This window comes from Burkholderia sp. SIMBA_051, from assembly GCF_046534915.1.
Taxonomy (GTDB): domain Bacteria; phylum Pseudomonadota; class Gammaproteobacteria; order Burkholderiales; family Burkholderiaceae; genus Burkholderia; species Burkholderia ambifaria.
The window spans coordinates 202,253-221,106 of the sequence record NZ_JAWRXS010000009.1 but is presented as its reverse complement, the minus strand read 5'-3'; the positions used below and the strand labels follow the sequence as shown (position 1 = coordinate 221,106).

Below are 18,854 nucleotides of genomic sequence, written 5' to 3'. Positions count from 1 at the left end.
CCGTCGATGGACAAGATGACGGATGTCGGCCGAATCGCGATATAAAGACAGAGAAAGTAATTCCCACTATTGATAGTGATTTCGAATTCGTCTGATTGTTTTTCCTTTCTCGGCTACGCACATTATGTGCTGAGCAATCCTTATTCAATTGTCGAGAAAAGGAAATTCGGATGAAGACCGAGCAGAGTGAGCCGACTCATCTTTTCGCCACTATCGGCGCGCTCACCGAGCGCGGCGGTCGTGTGACCCAAGCGACCAGCGGTCTGGCCGTCGCCGGCCTTGCTGTTGCCCGTGTTGGCGATGTCGCATGATCCGTTTTTTTCTTGCGAAGGGCGATCGGGGTGGTAGCGCGACGATCACGGAAGGATTGGAACACGTTACGTGTTCCAATCCTCCACCGCGCGTGCATATCGCAACGCTCTACATGAAAACCTATTGCGAGGCCTGTAAGCAGGAAGGGTTTATCGCGCCGCAAGGTCCGCGCTGGCCTGGTACCGGTCCGAATGGCAAACCTTGGGCGCTGAGCGGCGACATCAATGTCTGTGGTTGTAATCCGCCACCCGTTTTTTATGCGGAGCGCGGCATGAGCATGTCATTTACGGCGATGGAAGCGGCAACGCTCGTTGCGCCGTACGCTGACACGCGTGGTCCCGCCAATGTAGGTGTAGATGAGGATCTCGAGCGCTACTTCGAAATCTGTGATGCGGTGACCGGTTCTCCGGTTGAGGGCATGATATATACGCTGTCAAGCGACGAGCAATTTCTCGTCCACGGCGCGGCACTAAGAGGAGGGAAGACTCGCGCGTTTTCGGTGAAGGAGCATCCGAATCTCGTCTTCGTGACATGGCGTGAGGGAGATGTGCGATGAGTCGCGCGATCGATCGAGACATGCGATTGCTTGCCGCAATTGCCTATGGGGAGGCGTCCACGGCGAATGACTCGGAGGAAATCGGCGGGATTGCGTTTGCCGTTGCAAATCGATGCCGCGCGTGGGGAGAAAGACGGTCTCCGAACTACGTACAGCAGATCCGAATTATTCGTATGCGTGGGACGGCTCCAACGCGAGATTCAACAAACTGATGCGCACCCCCGACAGTGAAATTGCATTGAACCCGGCGATGGCGCTTGCCGTTGACTGGGCCAGAAAAGCATTACTCGATGAGCGCCCCGATCCGTCAAACGGGGCATTCTGGTGGGATGGCCTGGACTTCAAAACCAATTACGGCAATCATCCCAAGGTTCGTGACGGGTTCAAATGGGGCTCTCAATCAGACAACATTTTCGGCGTGCCGGAGAAGCGGCGTGAGGTCATCGTTCGTTGGAGAATCCGTCATAAGAGCACCGGCAAAATCGTTGATGGTGGTGAACGAGGGCGCTACGACTCGGTATGGGTGTCGACGGCCGCGCACGGTAGCACGGTGTTTTGGCAGCACAATCCTGACTACCTGAAAGCGAGCGGGGGAAAGGCATACCGATGAAATCTGCAGTGATGTTGGCGGCAATCCTGACAGCCTTCGCAAGCAGCGCCCGTGGCTCGACCATCTACAGCAGCTATGACGAGTTTTATGCGGGGCAATCGAGCGCAGCCTTTGGCGACCCGATCGAGCACGACGCAAGCGCTCTATATTCCGACCGCGGCGGCGACGTTTACGGGGATTTCGGCGTCGAGTTGGGCGGGAAGACGGTACACGTCGAAGTAGCGGGGAACCGCCTGACGATTGGCGGCAGAACCTATCGCTTTTCGAAAGCGACGACTTTCCCGGGTGAGCATCCGATTGAAATTTACCCTGGCAGCGCCCGCGTGTTTTTTGCCGAGCGCCCGCACCATCAGCCGTCCGCGCTGTGCGTGGAAGGAGAGGGCAGCGGGTCAGGCGAAGCCAATCGGCACCGGCAAATTTATCTGCTGATCGATCCGCTTGCGCCGAAAGGAGGCGCGACGCTTCTTCATTTGCCCAGCCTGCTTTCGTCCTGTCGGGCCGTATTGACGACACAGGACGGCAAGCTTGCATTTCCGAAGAACAGCTATCTGCTGGACGCCGCGCAGGCGTCTCGTATTGGTCTTTTAATGTCGTACTACGTGTTTGAAAAGAGACGTTTTGTCCCCGCGCTGAACGACATTCGGCTCCGATTCGTGCGTCCCGACGTTCCTTTTCAATTTTCGGTTCAGGGTGCGGAATAGTCTCGCCGACACAAGCCGGCGGCGAACCGGGATTCACGCCGTTTCCTCCGGCGAATCCGGCATCTTGCCGTCGCCGACGCGGTTGATCGTCCCTTGCGCGATCGCGACGAGCCGCTCGTGATCGCCGTCGATGACGAACACATGACACTGGCAGGTCGCCTGATGCCGGCCCGCGTAGACAACCTTCGCGCGCGCGACGAGCGTGCCGTTCACGGCCGGCCGCAGGTAGTTGATCTTGTATTCGGCGGTGATCACGCGCGGGCCGAGCACGAGCGCGCCGGCGAACGTCAGCGCGTTGTCGGCGAGATAGCCGATCACGCCGCCGTGCACGAAGCCGTGCTGCTGGCGCAGTTCGTCGCGCACGGGCAGGCACAGCGACACCTCGTTGTCGCCGATATGCATCAGCTCCGTACGCAGCAGCATGCTGAACGGTTGCGCGCGCAATGCGCCGCGCGCGTGGTCCGTGATGTCCGTCATCGACTTCCTCGCAATCCATGTCCGCTTGCGCTGAACTCTAGGAAGGGGGATGCGGATAAGCAAGGAAATTCGTCCACGTTTCTTGCAATTACCGGCGCGATGCGCCGCGATTATTGCGTCGAACGCGCGAGTCATGCTCGTTTTCCGGCGATTCGGCGGGAATGACGGAGATCGCCGGGCCGGGAGCCTAAAGTCCGACGAAGAAATGCCGCTAATGCCGGGGCATTGCTCCATCGTCGGCTCTCCAGGAATCTCCCCCCATGTTCGGAAAAATCAAGCTCGCGTCGGGTCTGCTCGGCGTGTTGACCGTGTTTTGCCTCTTTCTCGTCGCCATCGAGGCGCTCGGCTTCTGGGCGCTCGCGTCGACGCGCAGCGGCGTCGACGATCTGTCGAACGTCGCGATCGCGCAGGTCGGCGCGGCCAGTCAGGCGAGCGAGCGCCTGCTCGACGCGCGCGTGAACCTGTCGCGTGCCGGCACGCGGATGGTGCGCGGCGGCCCGAAACCCGACGACATCATCCGCCATGCGAGCGCTTCGCTCGTGGAAGCGGACAAGGCGTTCGCCGCGCTGACGGCCGCGCAGGCCGTCGACGCAACGAATCGCGCGCACGTCGCGGCGCTCGCCGAGCGCTATCGCGCGCTGCGCGGCGCGCTGGGCGAACTCGTGCAGTTCCTCGACGCCGACAACATCCAGGCGTTCCTCGACCAGCCGACGCAACGCTTCCAGGACGCGTATCTCGCCGAACTGCACCGCTTCGTCGACTACGGCGGCGCGTCGAGCCGCGCCGCGCTCGACACGATCGACAGCGGGATGCAGTGGTTCAAGTGGGTCGGCATCGTGTTGCTGGTGGCGATGCTCGCGGCGAGCGCGGCCATTTACGCGGGCGCGCGGCGCGCAGTGGTCGCGCCGCTGGACGAAGCCGGCCGCCATTTCGAGCGGATCGCGCAGGGCCGGCTCGACGAAGCCGTGCGGCCGGCGGGCGTGTTCGAGATCGACCGGATGCTGCGCGGCCTCGCCGCGATGCAGGCGAGCATCGCGGACACCGTGCGCACTGTGCGTCAAGCGTCCGACGCGATCCACCTCGGCGCGGGCGAGATCGCCGGCGGCAACGCGGACCTGTCCGCGCGCACGGGCACGCAGGCCGCGTCGCTCGAGGAAACCGCCGCGAGCATGGAGGAACTGACCGCGACCGTGCGCCAGAACACCGACAGCGCGCGTGCGGCCAGCGCACTGGCCGACGCGGCGCTCGACGCGACGCGTCACGGCGGCGGCGTGGTCGACAGCGTGATCGACCGGATGCGCGGCATCGCGCAGAGCTCGGGGCGGATCGCGGAGATCATTTCGGTGATCGACGGCATCGCGTTCCAGACCAACATCCTCGCGCTGAACGCGGCGGTCGAGGCCGCGCGTGCCGGCGAGCAGGGCCGCGGCTTCGCGGTGGTCGCGGGCGAAGTGCGCTCGCTCGCGCAGCGCAGCGCGCAATCGGCGAAGGAGATCAAGGCGCTGATCGAGGAGTCGGTCGCGCAGATCGACGGCGGCTCGGAACTCGTCGAGCGTGCCGGCGACGCGATGCGGACGGTATCGGCATCGATCACGCGCGTCGTGCAGACGATGTCGGAGATCACGGCCGCGTCGGTCGAGCAGAGCGTCGGCATCGAGCAGGTGAACCAGGCCGTCACGCAGATGGACCAGTTGACGCAGCAAAACGCGGCACTGGTGGAGGAAGTCGCGGCGGCGGCCGCGTCGCTGAACGAGCAGACCGCGCACCTGATGCAGGCGGTGTCGGTGTTCGAGCTGGGCGACGCGCGCGCGATTCACGGGGTTCGCGAGGTTCGCGAACAGCGCGCGCCGTCGTTTGCCGACGCCGGTTACGAAGCGGCGGGCAGCGCCGCGTAAGCGGTCGCGAGGTGGTAGGGCGTCGTCGACGGCATGTCGGCGCGCGACACCTGCCCGTCGGCCGTCTTGCACTCGAACCAGCCGCGCGGATGCAGGAAGCGCGCGGCGAAGCGCTCGATCTGCTGCGCGAGCGGCGCGGAGGCCGGCGTGCCGCCGTGCGTCGCGAGCGCGCGCAGGTATTCGGTCTGCGCCCAGATTCGCTGCGTGCCGTCGATGCACGCGCCTTGCGCGTCGACGGCCGCGCATACGGCGCCCGTCTGCGGATCGATGCCGTGCTGCTCGGCGAACGCGAACGCACGCGCGAGTGCGTCGGGAAGCCCGGTCTGTGCGAGCCGAGCACCGGCCGCATCGACCAGATAGAACCATTCGAACTGATGGCCGGGCTCGAAGCGGTTGTCGGGCGCCCCGAGCGGCAGCTCGGCGACGCAACCGGTGGCCGGATCGACGAACGTGCGCTCGACGGCCTGCGCGGTGCGCGCGAGCGCATCGTCGAACGCTGCGTCGCCGAACGCATCGGCGGCCGCGAGCCATGCTTCGGTCAGGTGCATCAACGGGTTCTGCAGCGCGCCGCCGCCCGACGACGAGAAATCGGCGTGGCGCGCGGCGTCGAGCAGCGCGTCGCCCGGCTGCGGCGCGAAGCGGTCCTGGATCAATGCGGCGGTGTCCTCGGCGACCGTGCGCGCCGCGGCGTCGCCCGACGCCGCATGCCATGCGGCGCACGCGAACACGACGAACGCGTGCGTATAGAGGTCCTTGGTCGTGTCGAGCGGCGCGCCTTGCGCGTCGACGCTGTAGAACCAGCCGCCGTGGCGCGGGTCGCGGAAGCGGCTGCACAGCGAGTCGAACAGCGTGGCCGCGTGCGCGGTGTTGCCGGCCTGCGCGAACACGAACAGTTGCCGCGCGCATGCCATTGCGCGATAACGGGTGGCGGGCAGCGGGGCATGGGTGGCCGGATCGACGGCCTCGAACGGCAGCCGCAACGTGTGGTCGAACCCTGAACCCTGCCAGATCGGCAAGATGACGTGCGCAAAATGGTCGCGCAATCGGGCGGTCTGAGCGGAAGCGGAATCGGGAACGGACATGGCGGGATTGAGCGCTTGGATCGAATCGAGTCGGCGCGGCCCGGAGCGGCGCGGCCGGGCCCAAGGATAAACCATTCCGCGCGGCCGCCCCCAAAAAAGGAGATAAATCGGATGCTCGGCAACCTGGAACTCGTGATGCGGCTGGTTCTCGCGGCGGCGCTCGGCAGCGTCATCGGCTTCGAGCGTGAGCGCCTGTCGTGGGCGGCTGGCCTGCGCACGCACATGCTCGTCTGTGTCGGCTCGACGCTCATCATGATCGTGTCGGCGTTCGGTTTCGCCGATGTGCTCGGCACCAGCGACCACATCGTGCTCGACCCGTCGCGGATCGCCGCGCAGGTAGTGTCGGGCATCGGTTTCCTCGGCGCGGGCTCGATTCTGCTGCGCGGCGAGATCGTGCGCGGGCTGACGACGGCCGCGAGCCTGTGGTCGGTCGCCGCGATCGGCCTGGCGGTGGGCGGCGGCCTGTACGTCGCGTCGATCTCCGCGACGATCATCATCCTGATCATCCTGGCCGGCATCAAGCCGCTGGAGCGGCGCTACTTCACGGTGCGGCAGCGCCGCCAGTTCACGCTGACGGTGGTGAGCGGCGCGCTGACGTTCGATTCGCTGCACGCAGCGCTCGGCCCCGACAGCGCTCGCGTGAAGCAATTCATCGTGCAGCGCGCCGACGACACCGGCGAGCACGACGAGGTGCGCATTGCGCTCGGCCGCGTGTCGGATCTCGAATACCGCGCGATCTGCGACAAGCTGCGCGCGCTGTCGTGCGTGACGCGATTCGACGAAGGCAACGGGTTGTCGGGCGATGAATAGACGGCATCCGATCGGCCGGATCGGCGATCGGTCATGCGACAATGGCCGTCGCCGATTCCGTTCGACCTCCGATTCCGCGTTCGCGGGCTTGTAATCCGACTCCATGACCGAATCCGTTTCCCTGCCTCGCTCCCGTTCCCGCTCCGACCGCTCGTCGGCCCGTTCGCTCCCGCGCTCCGTCGCGGCCGCGGCAGACACCGCCGCCAAGGCCACCGCGCGGTCCGGTCACGCGGCGGGCGGCGATGCGCCGCGGGACGATCGCACGCTCGACCTGTTCGGCGATCCGGTGCTCGAGCCGGCGGCGCGTGCGCCAGTCGTCGCGCGCGATGACGCGATGGCGGATGGCGACACGGACGCTGTTGCGGCCGGCGAGGACAACGGTCGGCAGGCGATGCTGGACGGATTTGCCGCGCACGGTCACGCTGCGGATGCGGATGCGGATGCGGATGCGGATGCGGACGGCGACGCTGTCGATGTGGTGGGGCGGGCTCCCGATGTCGCGATGACAGCAGCTTCTGCGGCGACGCGTAGAAATGGTGATGTGGCTGGTGCCGACGCCAACGCCAACGCCAACGCCAACGCCAACGCCAACGCCAACGCCGCGCGCGCGGCCGATGCCGACGCAACGAAGCGCGCCGATGCGTCGCATGCCGATGGCGTTGCGGGGGCCGCGGCCGGTGAGCCGGTAACCGGCGACGGCCAAGTGAAGAAAGGCAGCGTGCCCAAAGCCGGCGACGGGGCCGGGACGAACGCGGATGATGCGACGTCGAATGCCGCGGCGGTAGGTGGTGCGCTCGACGCGGTGCTCGCCCACCGTCCCGTGAAAGCGGACGGAGAGGCGGAAGGTGCCGCTGCGCCGGTCACGCACGATGAAGCAGCGCGGACGCCCGGCGAGACCACGAAGGGGCGCCGCGCATCCTCCGGCGGCAGGCGACGTTCGGCCGCTGGTAGACGCGACCCGGCGGCGGTGGTTGGCGCGCGGGAAGCGGCGGCTGTCGGCGCTGAGCCGGAACCGACTCCGGCGCACGCCGCGCCCTCTGCTGAACCGCAGACGACGGACGAACCGGCCGAGCCCGTAGTTGCCGCTGTGGCCGCGCCTGCCGCGAGCCCCCGCGACGCTGCGCGAGCAACCGCAGCGTCGGCCTCGCCGGTCGTACAGCCGGTGGCGTCAGCCGCGTCGTTCGTGACGAAGCCGTCGGCGGATCGTGCGCAACCGGGTGCGTCGGACTTCGATCCCGACACTCATCTGCGCCCGCTGTCGGACCGGCTTGCCACGCTGCAGGCCGAGTCTGCCGGCTTGAAGCAGGCGGCCGATCGCGAGATGCGCCGCGTCAACCGGCTGCTGCTGGCGCTGGCGGTCGTCGTGCTCGCCGGGCTCGTCGCGCTGGTGCTGCAAACGCGGCAGATCGCGCACCTGAAGCAGGACCTGGAAGCCCGGCAACAGCGGATCGACCGGCTGGCTGCCGATCTGTCGACGCAGCAGGCAACGCTGATGACACTCGCGGAACACCACGAAGCCATGCTGTCGCAGGTCGACCGGCTTCAGCGCAACGCGAACCGTGAGGCGGCGGCCGCGAAGCGCTTGCGTCGAACGCACTAAATCGTCAGACCTACCTGCAACCCTTGGCCCCACGGGCCGGGCAGGGGAGCGCGTGGCGCAGGTGCGGCAAACTGATGCGGTGAGCTGGCAGAGTTCAGGGAAAACCCTTAGAATGGAGTGCATCTAAGGGAAAACCCTAGAGCTATCTCAGGAGTCTCACATGAGCTTCATTCTTGCCCTGCTGCAAAAGATCGACGATCTGTTCGTCTCCCCGCACCTGCCGCTCGACGCGGAATACTCGTACGCTGCGCGTAGCGCCGAAGCCGATCGCATGCGTCGTGCGAACTTCGCGCCGATCGTCGTGTACCGTCGCTGATTCGCTGATTCGCTGATTCGCTGATTCGCTGATTCGCTGATTCGCTGATTCGCTGATTCGCTGATTCGCTGATTCGGCGCGGCGCTCGCCGCGATTGCCTGCCCGTTTTTCACCGCCGCATCGCGCGCCGGTGCGACCGTCCCGCTACACTGGAAGTCAGACTTCCTTCGCGACACCCGGGCCATGCTGCAGATGCGGCCGATGACGGCCGGCGAATTCCACGCATACCGCACGCGCGCCATCGACGGCTACGCGCGCGATCTCGTGTCATCCGGGCAGAACGCGAGCGAAGACGCGGCGGGCCGCGCCCGCGCCTGCTTCGATACGCTGCTGCCCGACGGCCTGCTCACCTCCGGCCAGACCCTCGTCCAGCTGATCGACGCCGCCACCGGCGACACGGTCGGTGACCTCTGGTACGCGATCGTGCCCGAAGGGCCGAACCGCACGCTGTTCATCTACGACCTCGACATCGTCCCGTCCCGGCGCCGCCAGGGCTGGGCCACGCGCACGCTCGATGCACTCGAGGCCGAGGCACGCCGTCACGGCGTCACCGAAATCGGGCTGTCGGTGTTCAATCACAACACGGCCGCACGTGCGCTGTATCGGGCGTGCGGTTTCGCGCCGATCACGACGACGCTGATCAAGCCGGTTGTCACGGGCTAGCCGCGAAGATTCGAGTATCGGACGTTCACTGTTTGCGGTTCGACATGTTTTCACATGGGAGCGCGCCCGAGTCGCGAGGCGCTCTGGAGCGGCCCGTCAGCCCGATTTAACACATTGAACACGGTGTGCGTCATTCCGTGCCGCGACTGAAATCCAGCGTTGTCCTTTTATGATGGGTGGCCGATAAGTAGGCGCACTCAAATCGTCAATAAACGAGGATAACGAACGATGGAGAACAGGTATGCTGCCGAACGCGGTATTCCGACCGTACCCGCTTGCGCACGCGCTTCCATTTCGCTCCGATTCGATGGGCGTTTTTTGGTCATGACGGGGAATACAACGGGCGTCTATCCTGCAGTTTCCGGCCGTCCCGATAATCGCGGCAGTTTCGATTATTCGAGCGCTCGCCACCAGATGGAAAATGTTGGTCCTATACCATCAGGTCGATACTGGATTCAGCCTTCCCAAATGTGGAAGAATCGCTGGTACAACCTTGCTTCGCGCGCGGCCTGGGGGGATTATCGACTGACTATCCACGTCATGCCCGGGACCCGGACGTTCGGTCGCGGCGGATTCTTTATCCACGGGGGCACGCATGCCGGTTCCGCCGGATGCATCAACCTCCATTCGGGAATGGAAAATTTCGTTCGCGAGATCGAAGCCGCAACGAAGGGCATGCCCGAGTGTTATGTTCCACTGACGGTTCAATACTGACATGCGAAAACGCCTGTTGCGGATAGTGATCGGTGCGACACTGCTGATGTCAATTCTGTTCGTTGCGGCGTTCAACGCGATCAATCTGAACGAGGCATACGGCGGCGGTCCACCCTACTACTCCCGCACGACCAATATGGACAAATGGACGAGTCCGCTTCCGTTTCTCGGCGTCATCGACGGAGCGATGTTGGTCGTGATCGGTGCGTATTGCTTGTGGATTCGTCGTAGCCGATAAAATTTCCAAACAGCGGGCAAACTGCCGTTCCTCCCGCGTTCGCGCCTCCTCTCGTTACCTCGCCCGTCCTTTCCACCTTCGCAGCAACAACGCGTTCGTCACGACGCTGACGCTTGAAAACGCCATCGCCGCCCCGGCGATCACCGGGTTCAGCCAGCCAAGTGCCGCGAGCGGCACGCCGATCAGGTTGTAGACGAACGCCCAGAACAGGTTCTGCTGGATCTTCCGGTACGTCCGCTTCGAGATGTCGATCGCATCGGCGACGAGCGCCGGATCGCCGCGCATCAGCGTGATGCCGGCCGTATGCATCGCGACGTCGGTGCCGGTCGCCATCGCGATGCCGACGTCGGCCGCGGCGAGCGCGGGCGCGTCGTTGATCCCGTCGCCGACCATCGCGACGATCCCGCCGTGCGTGCGCTTCAGTTCGGCCACCACGCGCGCCTTGTCGTCGGGCAGCACCTGCGCATGCACTTCGCCGATCCCGAGCGATGCCGCGACGGCCGCCGCGCTGCCGCGGTTGTCGCCCGTCACGAGCACGCTCGCGACGCCGCGCGCCGACAGTGCGGCGATCGCGTCGCGCGCGCGGGGCTTCACGGTGTCGCCGAACGCGATCAGCGCGAGCAACGCGCGCGGCGCATCGGCGCGCATCAGCCACGAAATCGTGTTGCCCGCGTGTTCGAGCTCCGCGGCACGCGCGTCGAGTTCCGGCGGCACGACGATGCCGAGTTCATCGCGCCAGCGGGTGCTGCCGAGCGCGAGAAGCTGTCCGTCGACGTGCGCTTGAACGCCGCGTCCGGCCACCGCGCGCGCATCCGCCGCGACGATATCGGCCGAGCCTGCGGCGCCGCCGCGGGCCACGACGTCCGCTTCGTGCGCGGCGACCACGGCGCGCGCGAGCGGATGATCGCTTTGCCGCTGGACCGTGGCCGCGAGAGCGAGTGCTTGCTCACGTGGGATGCCGACCGCGTCGAACGCCGTCACGGACGGCTTGCCTTCGGTCAGCGTGCCGGTCTTGTCGAACGCGATCACGGTCGTGCGTTGCGCGAGTTCGAGCGCCTGCGCGTCCTTGATCAGCACGCCGTGGCGCGCCGCGACGCCGGTGCCGGCCATGATCGCCGCGGGCGTCGCGAGACCGAGCGCGCACGGGCACGCGATGACGAGCACCGCGACCGCGTTGAGAATCGCCGTTTCGGTGCCGGCGCCGGCGATCAGCCAGCCGATCAGCGTCAGCACGGCGATGCCGAGGATCGCCGGCACGAACACTTCGCTCACGCGATCGACGAGCCGCTGGATCGGCGCTTTTTCCGCCTGCGCGGATTCGACGAGGCGGATGATGCGTGCGAGCGTCGTCTCCGCGCCGATCGCGGTGGTTGCGACGACGAGCGCGCCTTCACCGTTGATCGAGCCGGCCGTGACCGGATCGCCGTCGTCCTTCGGCACCGGCAGGCTTTCGCCGGTGATCAGCGATTCGTCGACGTGCGAGCGGCCCGACACGATTCGCCCGTCGACGGGCACGCGCTCGCCGGGACGGATGCTGACGGTCGTGCCGACGCGCACCTGCGCGAGCGGCACGTCGCGTTCGACGCCGTGCTCGACGACGCGCGCGCGGTCGGGGCGCAGCGCGTTCAGCGCGCGGATCGCCTCGGTCGTCTGGCGTTTCGCGCGGGCTTCGAGCCATTTGCCGAAGCGCACCAGCGTGACGATGACGGCCGATGCCTCGAAATACAGGTGGCCCGGGTCGACGGGGTCGCGCACCAGCATCCACAGGCTCAGGCCGAACGCGGCCGACGTACCGAGCGCGACGAGCAGGTCCATGTTGCCGGTGCGTGCCTTCACCGCGTGCCAGGCGGCGCGGTAGAAGCGCGCGCCGAAGCCGAACTGGACGATCGACGCGAGCACGAGCTGCAGCCAGCCGGGCAGCATCGCGTCGATGCCGAACGGCGCGACGAGCATCGGCACGATGAGCGGTGCGCTCAGCACGGCCGAGCCGATCACCAGATTGCGTTCGCGGATCGCTTCGCGGCGCTTGCGGGCCTCCGGGGCTTGCGCCGGGTCGCCGGCGGGGACTTCGGCTGCGCCGCCGGTGGCGGCGTCCGGCGCGGCGGCGAGCGATGCGCGGTAGCCGGCCGTCGTGACCGCCGCGATCAGCGCGGTGGCGTCGAGCGCGCCGGCGCCATGCACCGATGCGCGCTCGGTCGCAAGATTGACCGACGCGCGCGCGACGCCCGGCACCGCGGCCAGCGCCTTTTCGACGCGGCCGGCGCAGGATGCGCACGTCATGCCGCCGATGTCGAATTCGAATTCGAGATCGCGGGAAGCGGCCGCCGGTGGCGTCGCCGCGACCGCGGTCGCGCCGTAGCCGGCCTGCTGTACGGCTTCGGCCAGTCGCGACGCGGGAACGTCCGGTGCCGCGTCGATGGTCGCGCGTTCGGTCGCGAGGTTGACCGACGCACGGGTGACGCCCGGCACCTTCGCCAGCGCCTTTTCGACGCGCGACACGCACGACGCGCAGGTCATGCCGTCGATCTCGAGTTCGATCGTGGCCCCAGCCCCAGCCCCAGCCCCAGCCCCAGCCCCAGCCCCAGCCCCAGCCTCAGCTCCAGTTCCAGTTCCAGTTCCAGTTCCAGTTCCAGCTCCAGTTCCAGCTCCAGCTCCAGTTCCAGTTCCAGTTCCAGTTCCAGTTCCAGCTCCAGCTCCAGCTCCAGCTCCTGCTCCTGCTCCTGCTCCTGCCGCGGGCAGCGCCGCCGGCGTGGCGGGCAGTGCTTCGGCGCGTGGCGCGTGCTCCGCCTGCGCGGCAGCGACGGTTTCGAACGCCGCTTCGCGCACGGTCGCGCGATAGCCCGCCGCGCTGACCGCATCGACGAGCTGCGCGGGCTCGACCGTATCCTGCGCGGTGACCGTCGCCGCCTGCGCGTCGAGATCGACCGCGGCCTCGACGACGCCCGGCACCGCGGCGAGTGCCCGCTGCACGCGGCCCGTGCAGCCGCCGCAATGCATGCCGTCGACGGCCAGTTCGATCGTTTGCAAGCCCGCGGACGCGAGTGGTTCAGTCATGTCGGATTCCCCAAAAGCGCGGTTCGTGCCGCGAATGACCTCAGTATCAACATTCCCATGATGGGAAGGTCAAGGGGGCGACGATGCAACGCACGGACGTGTGTACCGGCCCGGGGTTGCCGATCCGTCACCCTTATCTGCCGGAGCCCCGCTGCAGCCAATGCATTGCGTCCGGACGCCGCCTGGGGAATATCGAAGCCGCAACTACCGCTCCGCCCGTTATTCGGCATATTGGGGGATGCCCTTAGGCGCTATGATACCGGCCTGACATCAGCGCCCGCCTAGCGAAGCGGCGACCGGGCAGGCTGGGGTGCCTTGCTTTCGCCGATCGTGGGTCGAACAAGGCGTTGACTGACAAGAACGATATTCGGCCAGTACACAATGATTGAAAACCTACGAGAATCAATTTCGCTGCGGCGCGCGGCAGGCGCGTCGCTGGTCCTGGCGGCGCTGCTGGCGGGCTGCGCGTCGCAACCGGACGCGATCCAGCGGAAAACCGGCTGGATGCGCGCCGAAGTAGCCGATTCCTATATATATGCGTATCCGCTCGTGCTGATGGACGTCGCGAAGGAAGCCGCGACAGGCGGCGACGGCGCGCAGCCGGGCCAGGCGCCGCTCAACACGCTGCGTCACGCGCAGGCGCTGCCGCCCGTCGGCGCGCTCAACCCGCCGCTGCCGGGCGTCGACACGCTCGACTCGACCGGCTGGCTCGACGTCGGCGCCGAGCCGGTGATCGTCACGCTGCCCGACACCCGCGGCCGCTACTGGGATGCCCGCGCGCTCGACATGTGGACGAACGTGCTGTGGTCGTCGTCGAGTGTCGCGGCGCGGGGCGCGCGTGGCGCCGCGCGATCGCAAACGATTGCCTTTGCCGCGAAGGACTGGCAGGGCACGCTGCCGAAGGGCGCATTGCGTATCGACGTGCCGTCGTCCAACGCGTGGCTCGAAGTGCGGCTGCAGACGAGCGGCGGGCGCGACCTCACGAACGTGAAGAAACTGCAGCGGGCGATCCGCGTGGTGCCGCTGTCCGTCTATACGGGCAGCGCGCGCGGCGCGTCGGTCGCGGTCCATGCGGGCAGCGCGCCGTCGGAAGCGGCGAGCGGCGGCACGCCGGCCGAGCAGGTCGCCGCGCTCGACCCGAAGGCGTTCTTCACGCGTTTCGCGCAGGTGCTGCAGGACAACCCGGCACCCGCCGACGACGCGCACGCGCAGGAACTGCTGAACGACATCGGCGTGTCGGCCGGCTACTCGGTGCTGTGGACCGGCGATCGCCTGAGCGCCGCGACGGCCGGCGTCGCCGAAGCGCGGGCGCGGCTCGCGGCGCCGCCGCCGAACCTGCTGAACGCGAACGGCTGGAGCTGGATCGGCGACGCGGCCGGCAAGTACGGTCAGGACTATGCGCTGCGCGCATACGCGGCCTACACGCAGTTCGGCACCGCGACGCGTGACGACGAGACGCTCGCGCTCGTGCGCGTCGACAGCGACGGCCATCCGCTGAACGGCGCGAACCGCTACGTGCTGCACTTCGCGCCGGGCGCGCTGCCGCCGGTGCGCGGGTTCTGGACGCTGACACCGTACTCCACCAACGGCGCGCTGCCCGACGTCGGCGCGGCGCGCCGCTCGCTGGGCGACCGCGACCGGCTGCGCCGCAATCACGACGGCTCGATCGACGTGGTCGTGTCGGCGTCGTCGGGCGGCGCCCATGCGGCCAACTGGCTGCCGGCGCCGCGCACCGATTTCGCGCTCGCGTTGCGTCTCTACGCACCGAAGCCGCAAGCGACCGACGGCTCGTGGATGCCGCCCGCCGTCGTCCGGAAATGAACGGATAGGCGCCGCCGCTGTCCGATCCGCGGGCGCGGCGCTCGCACCCGAACGCCGTTCCATTACCACCTGAGCCTATACTTTCGGGATTGCGTGCGCGGCCGTGCCGGTTTTCCGGTGCGGCCGGCATCCATTTCCGAGATATTCAAGCATGGCAAGCGCAGAGAAAGAAACCGTACCCTCGACCCTTCAAACCCTCGGCGGCGTTGCACGCTCGCGCCGGGCCCGGCGTATCGGCCTCGGTGTGCTGATCTTCATCGTTTTGTTCGGACTGCTCGGGTTCTTCGCGGCGCCGCCGCTGATCCGCCATATCGCCGAACAGCAACTGAGCCAGCAGCTCGACCGGCCGTCCACGATCCAGCGCATCGCGCTGAACCCGTACACGCTGAATCTCGAAGCCGACGGCGTGCACGTCGGCGAGCGCGGCGGCCAGGGCGGCTTCATCGACATCGACAAGCTCGTCGTGCGGCCGTCGTGGTCGTCGCTGTTTCGCGGCGCGCCGATCGTCAACGAAGTGCGCGTCGACTCGCCGCGCTTCCATATCGTCCGCTACGACGCGCAGCGCTTCAACTTCACCGACCTGATCGAGAAGTTCTCGAAGCCGTCGCCCAAGCCCGAAAGCAAGCCGACGCAGTTCTCGGTGTCGAACATCCAGGTCAACGACGGCCGGATCGACTTCGACGACCGCCTGCTGAACGAAAAGCACGTGGTCGACAACTGGACGCTCGGCATTCCGTTCATCGCGACGCTGGCGTCGAAGACCGACATCTTCGTGCAGCCGAAGCTGCGCGCGCGGTTCGACGGCAGCCCGATCGCGATCGACGGCAAGACGAAGCCGTTCGCGCAGTCGCGCGAGTCGGAAGTCGCGCTGAAGTTCGACCGGCTCGACGTGCCGAAGCTGATTTCGTACGCGCCGGCGAAGTTGCCGGTGATCGTCACGAGCGGCCTGTTGAGCAGCGACCTCACGCTGAACTTCGTGATGAGCGGCGACACGCCCACGCTGCGCGTGTCGGGCACCGTCGACCTGAACGACGCGAAGGTCACCGGCCGCGCGTCCGAGCCGCTGTTCGCCGCGCGCGGCGTGCATGTGGCGGCCGCCGGCCTCGAGCCGCTGCGCAACGTGCTGCATTTCGACGAGATCCGGCTCGACCAGCCGGTCGTCGACCTGGCGCGCGACAAGCAGGGCGTGCTGAACGTCGAGAAGCTCGCCGGCCAGCCGGCCGCCGCGCCGAAGGCTGCCGCGGGCAAGCCGGCCGCGTCGGGCGCCGCCGAATCGACGGCCACCGCCACCGCCGCTGCGAGCGGTGCGAAGGCCGAAACCGCCGCGAAGGAAGCACCGCCCCTCGACCTGACGATCCGTCATTTCGCGATCGATGGCGGCACGATCAACGTCGACGACCGCGTGCCGGCGACGCCGACCGCGATGTCGCTGACGAAGCTCGCCGCGACGCTCGACGGCTTCACGCTGCAGGGCAAGACGCCGGCGAAGTACACGCTGTCGACGTCGCTGTCGCACGGCGGCGACGTGAAGGCCGAGGGCGCGTTCAGCGTCGCGGGGAAGCAGGCCGACACGAAGCTGACGGTCGACGCGCTCGCGCTGCCGGCACTGCAGCCGTATCTCGGCGAGGCGACCCGTGCGCGCGTGCTCGACGGCACGCTCGGCGCGACCGTCAACGCGAAGGCCGACTGGGGCAAGACGCCGCTCGACGCGCAGGTGGCAGACAGCACGGTGAGCCTGAAGTCGCTGAAGGTCGCGACGCCGGACGCAAAGGCGCCCGCGATCGTGCTGCCCGACGCGAGCGCGAAGATCGCGAAGGTCGATGTCGCCGCGCGCACCGCGGAAATCGCGAGCGTCGATGCGACCGGGCTCGCGCTCGACGTGAAACGCCTGAAGGACGGCAAGATCGACCTCGCCGCGCTGGCCGAACCCGCGCAGGCGGCGGTGCCCAAGCGCACGGTCGCGCGCAAGGCCGAGGCGGCCGCGCCGTCGTGGCATTACCGGATCGACGCGCTGAACGTGAAGGACTCTGCCGCCAACTTCACGGACCTGTCGACGCCGCGCCCGGTGAAGCTCGCGATCAAGCCGCTCGACCTGTCGGTGCAGAAGATCAGCGACGACATGACGAAGCCGCTGCCGGTGCAACTGAAGGCGACGCTGAACCGCAAGGGCGCGCTGAGCGTGTCGGGCGACGTGACCGCGCAGCCGCTGAAGCTCGGCCTGAAGATCAACGGCAACCGTCTCGACGCCGCCGCGTTCGAGCCGTACTTCGGCAGCGCGCTGAACGCGACCATCGCGAGCGCGCTGCTCAACGCGCAAGGCAACCTGACGTTCGCGCAGGTGAAGGACACGCCGCGCGCGACCTATCGCGGCGATGCCGCGCTGGTCGACGTGCGGATGCTCGACAAGGCGACGTCCGATCCGTTCGCGGGCTGGCGCTCGCTCGCGCTGTCGAACCTGAAGGTGAACCACGACGAGAAGGGCACCGACGTCGACGCCGCGCGCGTGACGTTCACGAACTTCTACGGTCGCGTGCTGCTCGATGCGCAGGGGCGGCTGAACCTGAAGGACGTCGTCGCGAAGGAGACGGGCCCCGCGCAGTCGCTCACGCGCGATGCGAGCAAGGGTGAGCCCGTGCCGCTGTCGCCGGGCGCGACGTCGCCGGCCGCCGCTTCGGCCGCATCGGCCGCGGTTGCGCAGCAGGCGTCCGCGCCGGCCGCCGCATCGGCGACGGTCGTCGTGAAGGCCGCGCCGCCGCCGCAGAACCCGGTGCGAATGCATTTCGGCGAGCTGCTGCTGCAGAACGGCCGCGTCACGTACACGGACAACTTCATCAAGCCGAACTACACGGCGCACCTCGTCGCGATCAAGGGCACCGTCGGCGCGTTCGGCACGGATTCGACGACGTCCGCACCGGTCGACGTCGCCGCGAACCTCGAGGGCAACGGGCCGATCTCGATCAAGGGGTCGGTGAATCCGCTGATCGAGAAGCCTGCGCTGGACCTGACGGCGACCGCGCACGACATCGAGCTGACCAACCTGACGCCGTATTCGGCGAAGTACGCGGGCTATCCGATCACGAAGGGCAAGCTCAACGTCGATCTGCACTACCAGCTCGCGAACGACCAGCTGCAGGCGAACAACCACATCTTCATCGACCAGCTCACGTTCGGCGACCACGTCGACAACGACACGGCGACGAAGCTGCCGGTGAAGCTCGCGATCTCGCTGCTGAAGAACACGCGCGGCCAGATCGACGTGAACCTGCCGGTGTCGGGTTCGTTGTCGAATCCGGAATTCAGCGTCGGCGGGCTGATCTGGCGCGCGGTGCTGAACCTGATCGCGAAGGCCGTCACGTCGCCGTTCTCGCTGCTCGCGAATGCGTTCGGCGGCAGCGGCGGCGAGGATCTCGGCTACGTCGAGTTCGCGCCGGGCTCGTACCAGCTGACCGACGCGCAGCAGAAGAAGCTCGACACCGTCGTGAAGATGCTGACCGAGAAGCCGTCGATCCGCCTCGACCTGATCGGCCGCGTCGATCCGGCGAAGGACACGCCGGGGCTGCGCGACGCGTACGTCGACCGGCTGGTGCGCCAGCAGAAGCTGAAGGACGTGATCGGCCAGGGCGAGAGCGTCGATCCGATGTCGGTGAAGGTCGATCAGACCGAGTACGAGAAGTACCTGACGCGTGCGTACAAGGCCGCCGACTTCAAGAAGCCGCGCAACCTGGTCGGCCTGCAGAAGACGCTGCCCGAGGCGGACATGAAGCAGGCGCTGGCCGATCATGCGCCGGCCGACGATAACGCGCTGCGTGCGCTCGCGCAGCAGCGCGCGCAGGCCGTGCGCCAGTATCTCGACGGCAAGATCGATTCGAGCCGGATGTTCGTCGTGGCGTCGAAGCTCGATGCGAAGGGCATCGAGGACAAGGGCGCGACGACGCGCGTCGACTTCGGCCTGCAGTAACGCGCGTCATTCCCTCATCCGCCGCCGCCGCGTCCAACCTGTAATTG

Annotated in this window: 16 protein-coding genes; 13 read left to right on the top strand and 3 right to left on the bottom strand. The window is 67.2% G+C overall.

Going from position 1 to position 18,854, the window contains the following annotated elements:
• The first annotated feature begins 170 nt into the window (after nucleotides 1-170).
• From SB771_RS23040 to SB771_RS23025, 4 genes are all read left to right on the top strand, one after another.
• Nucleotides 171-311 carry a hypothetical protein gene (locus SB771_RS23040; RefSeq protein WP_175659999.1) on the top strand — a complete coding sequence of 47 codons (141 nt, stop codon included), beginning with the start codon at nucleotides 171-173 and terminating at the stop codon, nucleotides 309-311.
• The gene (locus tag SB771_RS23035) at nucleotides 308-868 is read left to right on the top strand and encodes a hypothetical protein (RefSeq protein ID WP_175660000.1); all 561 of its coding nucleotides are present in this window, start codon (nucleotides 308-310) and stop codon (nucleotides 866-868) included. The genes SB771_RS23040 and SB771_RS23035 overlap by 4 nt, the downstream gene beginning before the upstream one ends.
• A 211-nt stretch (nucleotides 869-1,079) precedes the next feature.
• The gene (locus tag SB771_RS23030) at nucleotides 1,080-1,478 is read left to right on the top strand and encodes a hypothetical protein (RefSeq protein WP_410721819.1); all 399 of its coding nucleotides are present in this window, start codon (nucleotides 1,080-1,082) and stop codon (nucleotides 1,476-1,478) included.
• Nucleotides 1,475-2,179: a hypothetical protein gene (locus tag SB771_RS23025; RefSeq protein ID WP_175660001.1), complete on the top strand. Its 705-nt coding sequence runs from the start codon at nucleotides 1,475-1,477 to the stop codon at nucleotides 2,177-2,179. Before SB771_RS23030 ends, SB771_RS23025 begins: the two co-directional genes overlap by 4 nt.
• Before the next feature lie 33 nt (nucleotides 2,180-2,212).
• On the opposite strand, the gene SB771_RS23020 is transcribed toward SB771_RS23025, so the two are convergent.
• Nucleotides 2,213-2,656: a PaaI family thioesterase gene (locus SB771_RS23020; RefSeq protein WP_006757720.1), complete on the bottom strand. Its 444-nt coding sequence runs from the start codon at nucleotides 2,654-2,656 to the stop codon at nucleotides 2,213-2,215.
• A gap of 260 nt (nucleotides 2,657-2,916) precedes the next feature.
• Here SB771_RS23020 and SB771_RS23015 point away from each other — a divergent pair, with 260 nt between their 5' ends.
• Nucleotides 2,917-4,551, top strand: coding sequence for a methyl-accepting chemotaxis protein (locus SB771_RS23015; protein ID WP_175660002.1), 1,635 nt, complete (start codon nucleotides 2,917-2,919; stop codon nucleotides 4,549-4,551).
• On the opposite strand, the gene SB771_RS23010 is transcribed toward SB771_RS23015, so the two are convergent.
• On the bottom strand, nucleotides 4,524-5,633 hold the full coding sequence (locus SB771_RS23010; RefSeq protein WP_175660003.1) for an AGE family epimerase/isomerase: 1,110 nt from the start codon (nucleotides 5,631-5,633) through the stop codon (nucleotides 4,524-4,526). The genes SB771_RS23015 and SB771_RS23010 overlap by 28 nt on opposite strands.
• Nucleotides 5,634-5,744: 111 nt before the next feature.
• On the opposite strand from SB771_RS23010, the gene SB771_RS23005 reads away from it, so the two are divergent.
• From SB771_RS23005 to SB771_RS22980, 6 genes are all read left to right on the top strand, one after another.
• The gene (locus SB771_RS23005) at nucleotides 5,745-6,443 is read left to right on the top strand and encodes an MgtC/SapB family protein (protein WP_105830587.1); all 699 of its coding nucleotides are present in this window, start codon (nucleotides 5,745-5,747) and stop codon (nucleotides 6,441-6,443) included.
• A gap of 103 nt (nucleotides 6,444-6,546) precedes the next feature.
• Entirely contained in the window at nucleotides 6,547-8,043 is a 1,497-nt protein-coding gene (locus tag SB771_RS23000) for a flagellar hook-length control protein FliK (RefSeq protein WP_410721818.1), read from the top strand.
• 160 nt (nucleotides 8,044-8,203) lie between these two features.
• Nucleotides 8,204-8,359: a hypothetical protein gene (locus tag SB771_RS22995; protein ID WP_006761860.1), complete on the top strand. Its 156-nt coding sequence runs from the start codon at nucleotides 8,204-8,206 to the stop codon at nucleotides 8,357-8,359.
• Nucleotides 8,360-8,542: 183 nt separating this feature from the next.
• Nucleotides 8,543-9,022: a GNAT family N-acetyltransferase gene (locus tag SB771_RS22990; RefSeq protein ID WP_175660005.1), complete on the top strand. Its 480-nt coding sequence runs from the start codon at nucleotides 8,543-8,545 to the stop codon at nucleotides 9,020-9,022.
• Between the two features lie 228 nt (nucleotides 9,023-9,250).
• Nucleotides 9,251-9,736 (top strand): tlde1 domain-containing protein, encoded by a 486-nt coding sequence (locus tag SB771_RS22985; protein ID WP_175660006.1) that lies wholly within the window; start codon nucleotides 9,251-9,253, stop codon nucleotides 9,734-9,736.
• A 1-nt stretch (nucleotide 9,737) separates the two neighbouring features.
• Nucleotides 9,738-9,974, top strand: coding sequence for a hypothetical protein (locus SB771_RS22980; RefSeq protein WP_175660007.1), 237 nt, complete (start codon nucleotides 9,738-9,740; stop codon nucleotides 9,972-9,974).
• Between the two features lie 54 nt (nucleotides 9,975-10,028).
• Here SB771_RS22980 and SB771_RS22975 read toward each other — a convergent pair whose 3' ends face one another.
• Nucleotides 10,029-13,028, bottom strand: coding sequence for a heavy metal translocating P-type ATPase (locus SB771_RS22975; RefSeq protein ID WP_410721817.1), 3,000 nt, complete (start codon nucleotides 13,026-13,028; stop codon nucleotides 10,029-10,031).
• Between the two features lie 381 nt (nucleotides 13,029-13,409).
• On the opposite strand from SB771_RS22975, the gene SB771_RS22970 reads away from it, so the two are divergent.
• Together SB771_RS22970 and SB771_RS22965 are read left to right on the top strand one after the other, a co-directional pair.
• A complete protein-coding gene (locus SB771_RS22970) occupies nucleotides 13,410-14,849 on the top strand; it encodes a DUF1254 domain-containing protein (protein ID WP_175660009.1) in 1,440 nt (479 codons plus the stop codon).
• 151 nt (nucleotides 14,850-15,000) lie between these two features.
• On the top strand, nucleotides 15,001-18,807 hold the full coding sequence (locus SB771_RS22965; RefSeq protein WP_175660010.1) for a DUF748 domain-containing protein: 3,807 nt from the start codon (nucleotides 15,001-15,003) through the stop codon (nucleotides 18,805-18,807).
• The last annotated feature ends 47 nt before the right edge of the window (nucleotides 18,808-18,854 follow it).

Bases quoted from the DNA above. Each gene is read 5' to 3' on its own strand.
- SB771_RS22985 (WP_175660006.1), top strand. From the start codon at position 9,251: ATGGAGAACAGGTATGCTGCCGAACGCGGTATTCCGACCGTACCCGCT.
- SB771_RS23005 (WP_105830587.1), top strand. From the start codon at position 5,745: ATGCTCGGCAACCTGGAACTCGTGATGCGGCTGGTTCTCGCGGCGGCG.
- SB771_RS22965 (WP_175660010.1), top strand. From the start codon at position 15,001: ATGGCAAGCGCAGAGAAAGAAACCGTACCCTCGACCCTTCAAACCCTC.
- SB771_RS23030 (WP_410721819.1), top strand. From the start codon at position 1,080: ATGCGCACCCCCGACAGTGAAATTGCATTGAACCCGGCGATGGCGCTT.
- SB771_RS22990 (WP_175660005.1), top strand. From the start codon at position 8,543: ATGCTGCAGATGCGGCCGATGACGGCCGGCGAATTCCACGCATACCGC.
- SB771_RS22975 (WP_410721817.1), bottom strand. From the start codon at position 13,028: ATGACTGAACCACTCGCGTCCGCGGGCTTGCAAACGATCGAACTGGCC.
- SB771_RS23015 (WP_175660002.1), top strand. From the start codon at position 2,917: ATGTTCGGAAAAATCAAGCTCGCGTCGGGTCTGCTCGGCGTGTTGACC.
- SB771_RS23025 (WP_175660001.1), top strand. From the start codon at position 1,475: ATGAAATCTGCAGTGATGTTGGCGGCAATCCTGACAGCCTTCGCAAGC.
- SB771_RS23000 (WP_410721818.1), top strand. From the start codon at position 6,547: ATGACCGAATCCGTTTCCCTGCCTCGCTCCCGTTCCCGCTCCGACCGC.
- SB771_RS22980 (WP_175660007.1), top strand. From the start codon at position 9,738: ATGCGAAAACGCCTGTTGCGGATAGTGATCGGTGCGACACTGCTGATG.
- SB771_RS22995 (WP_006761860.1), top strand. From the start codon at position 8,204: ATGAGCTTCATTCTTGCCCTGCTGCAAAAGATCGACGATCTGTTCGTC.
- SB771_RS23035 (WP_175660000.1), top strand. From the start codon at position 308: ATGATCCGTTTTTTTCTTGCGAAGGGCGATCGGGGTGGTAGCGCGACG.
- SB771_RS23010 (WP_175660003.1), bottom strand. From the start codon at position 5,633: ATGTCCGTTCCCGATTCCGCTTCCGCTCAGACCGCCCGATTGCGCGAC.
- SB771_RS23020 (WP_006757720.1), bottom strand. From the start codon at position 2,656: ATGACGGACATCACGGACCACGCGCGCGGCGCATTGCGCGCGCAACCG.
- SB771_RS22970 (WP_175660009.1), top strand. From the start codon at position 13,410: ATGATTGAAAACCTACGAGAATCAATTTCGCTGCGGCGCGCGGCAGGC.
- SB771_RS23040 (WP_175659999.1), top strand. From the start codon at position 171: ATGAAGACCGAGCAGAGTGAGCCGACTCATCTTTTCGCCACTATCGGC.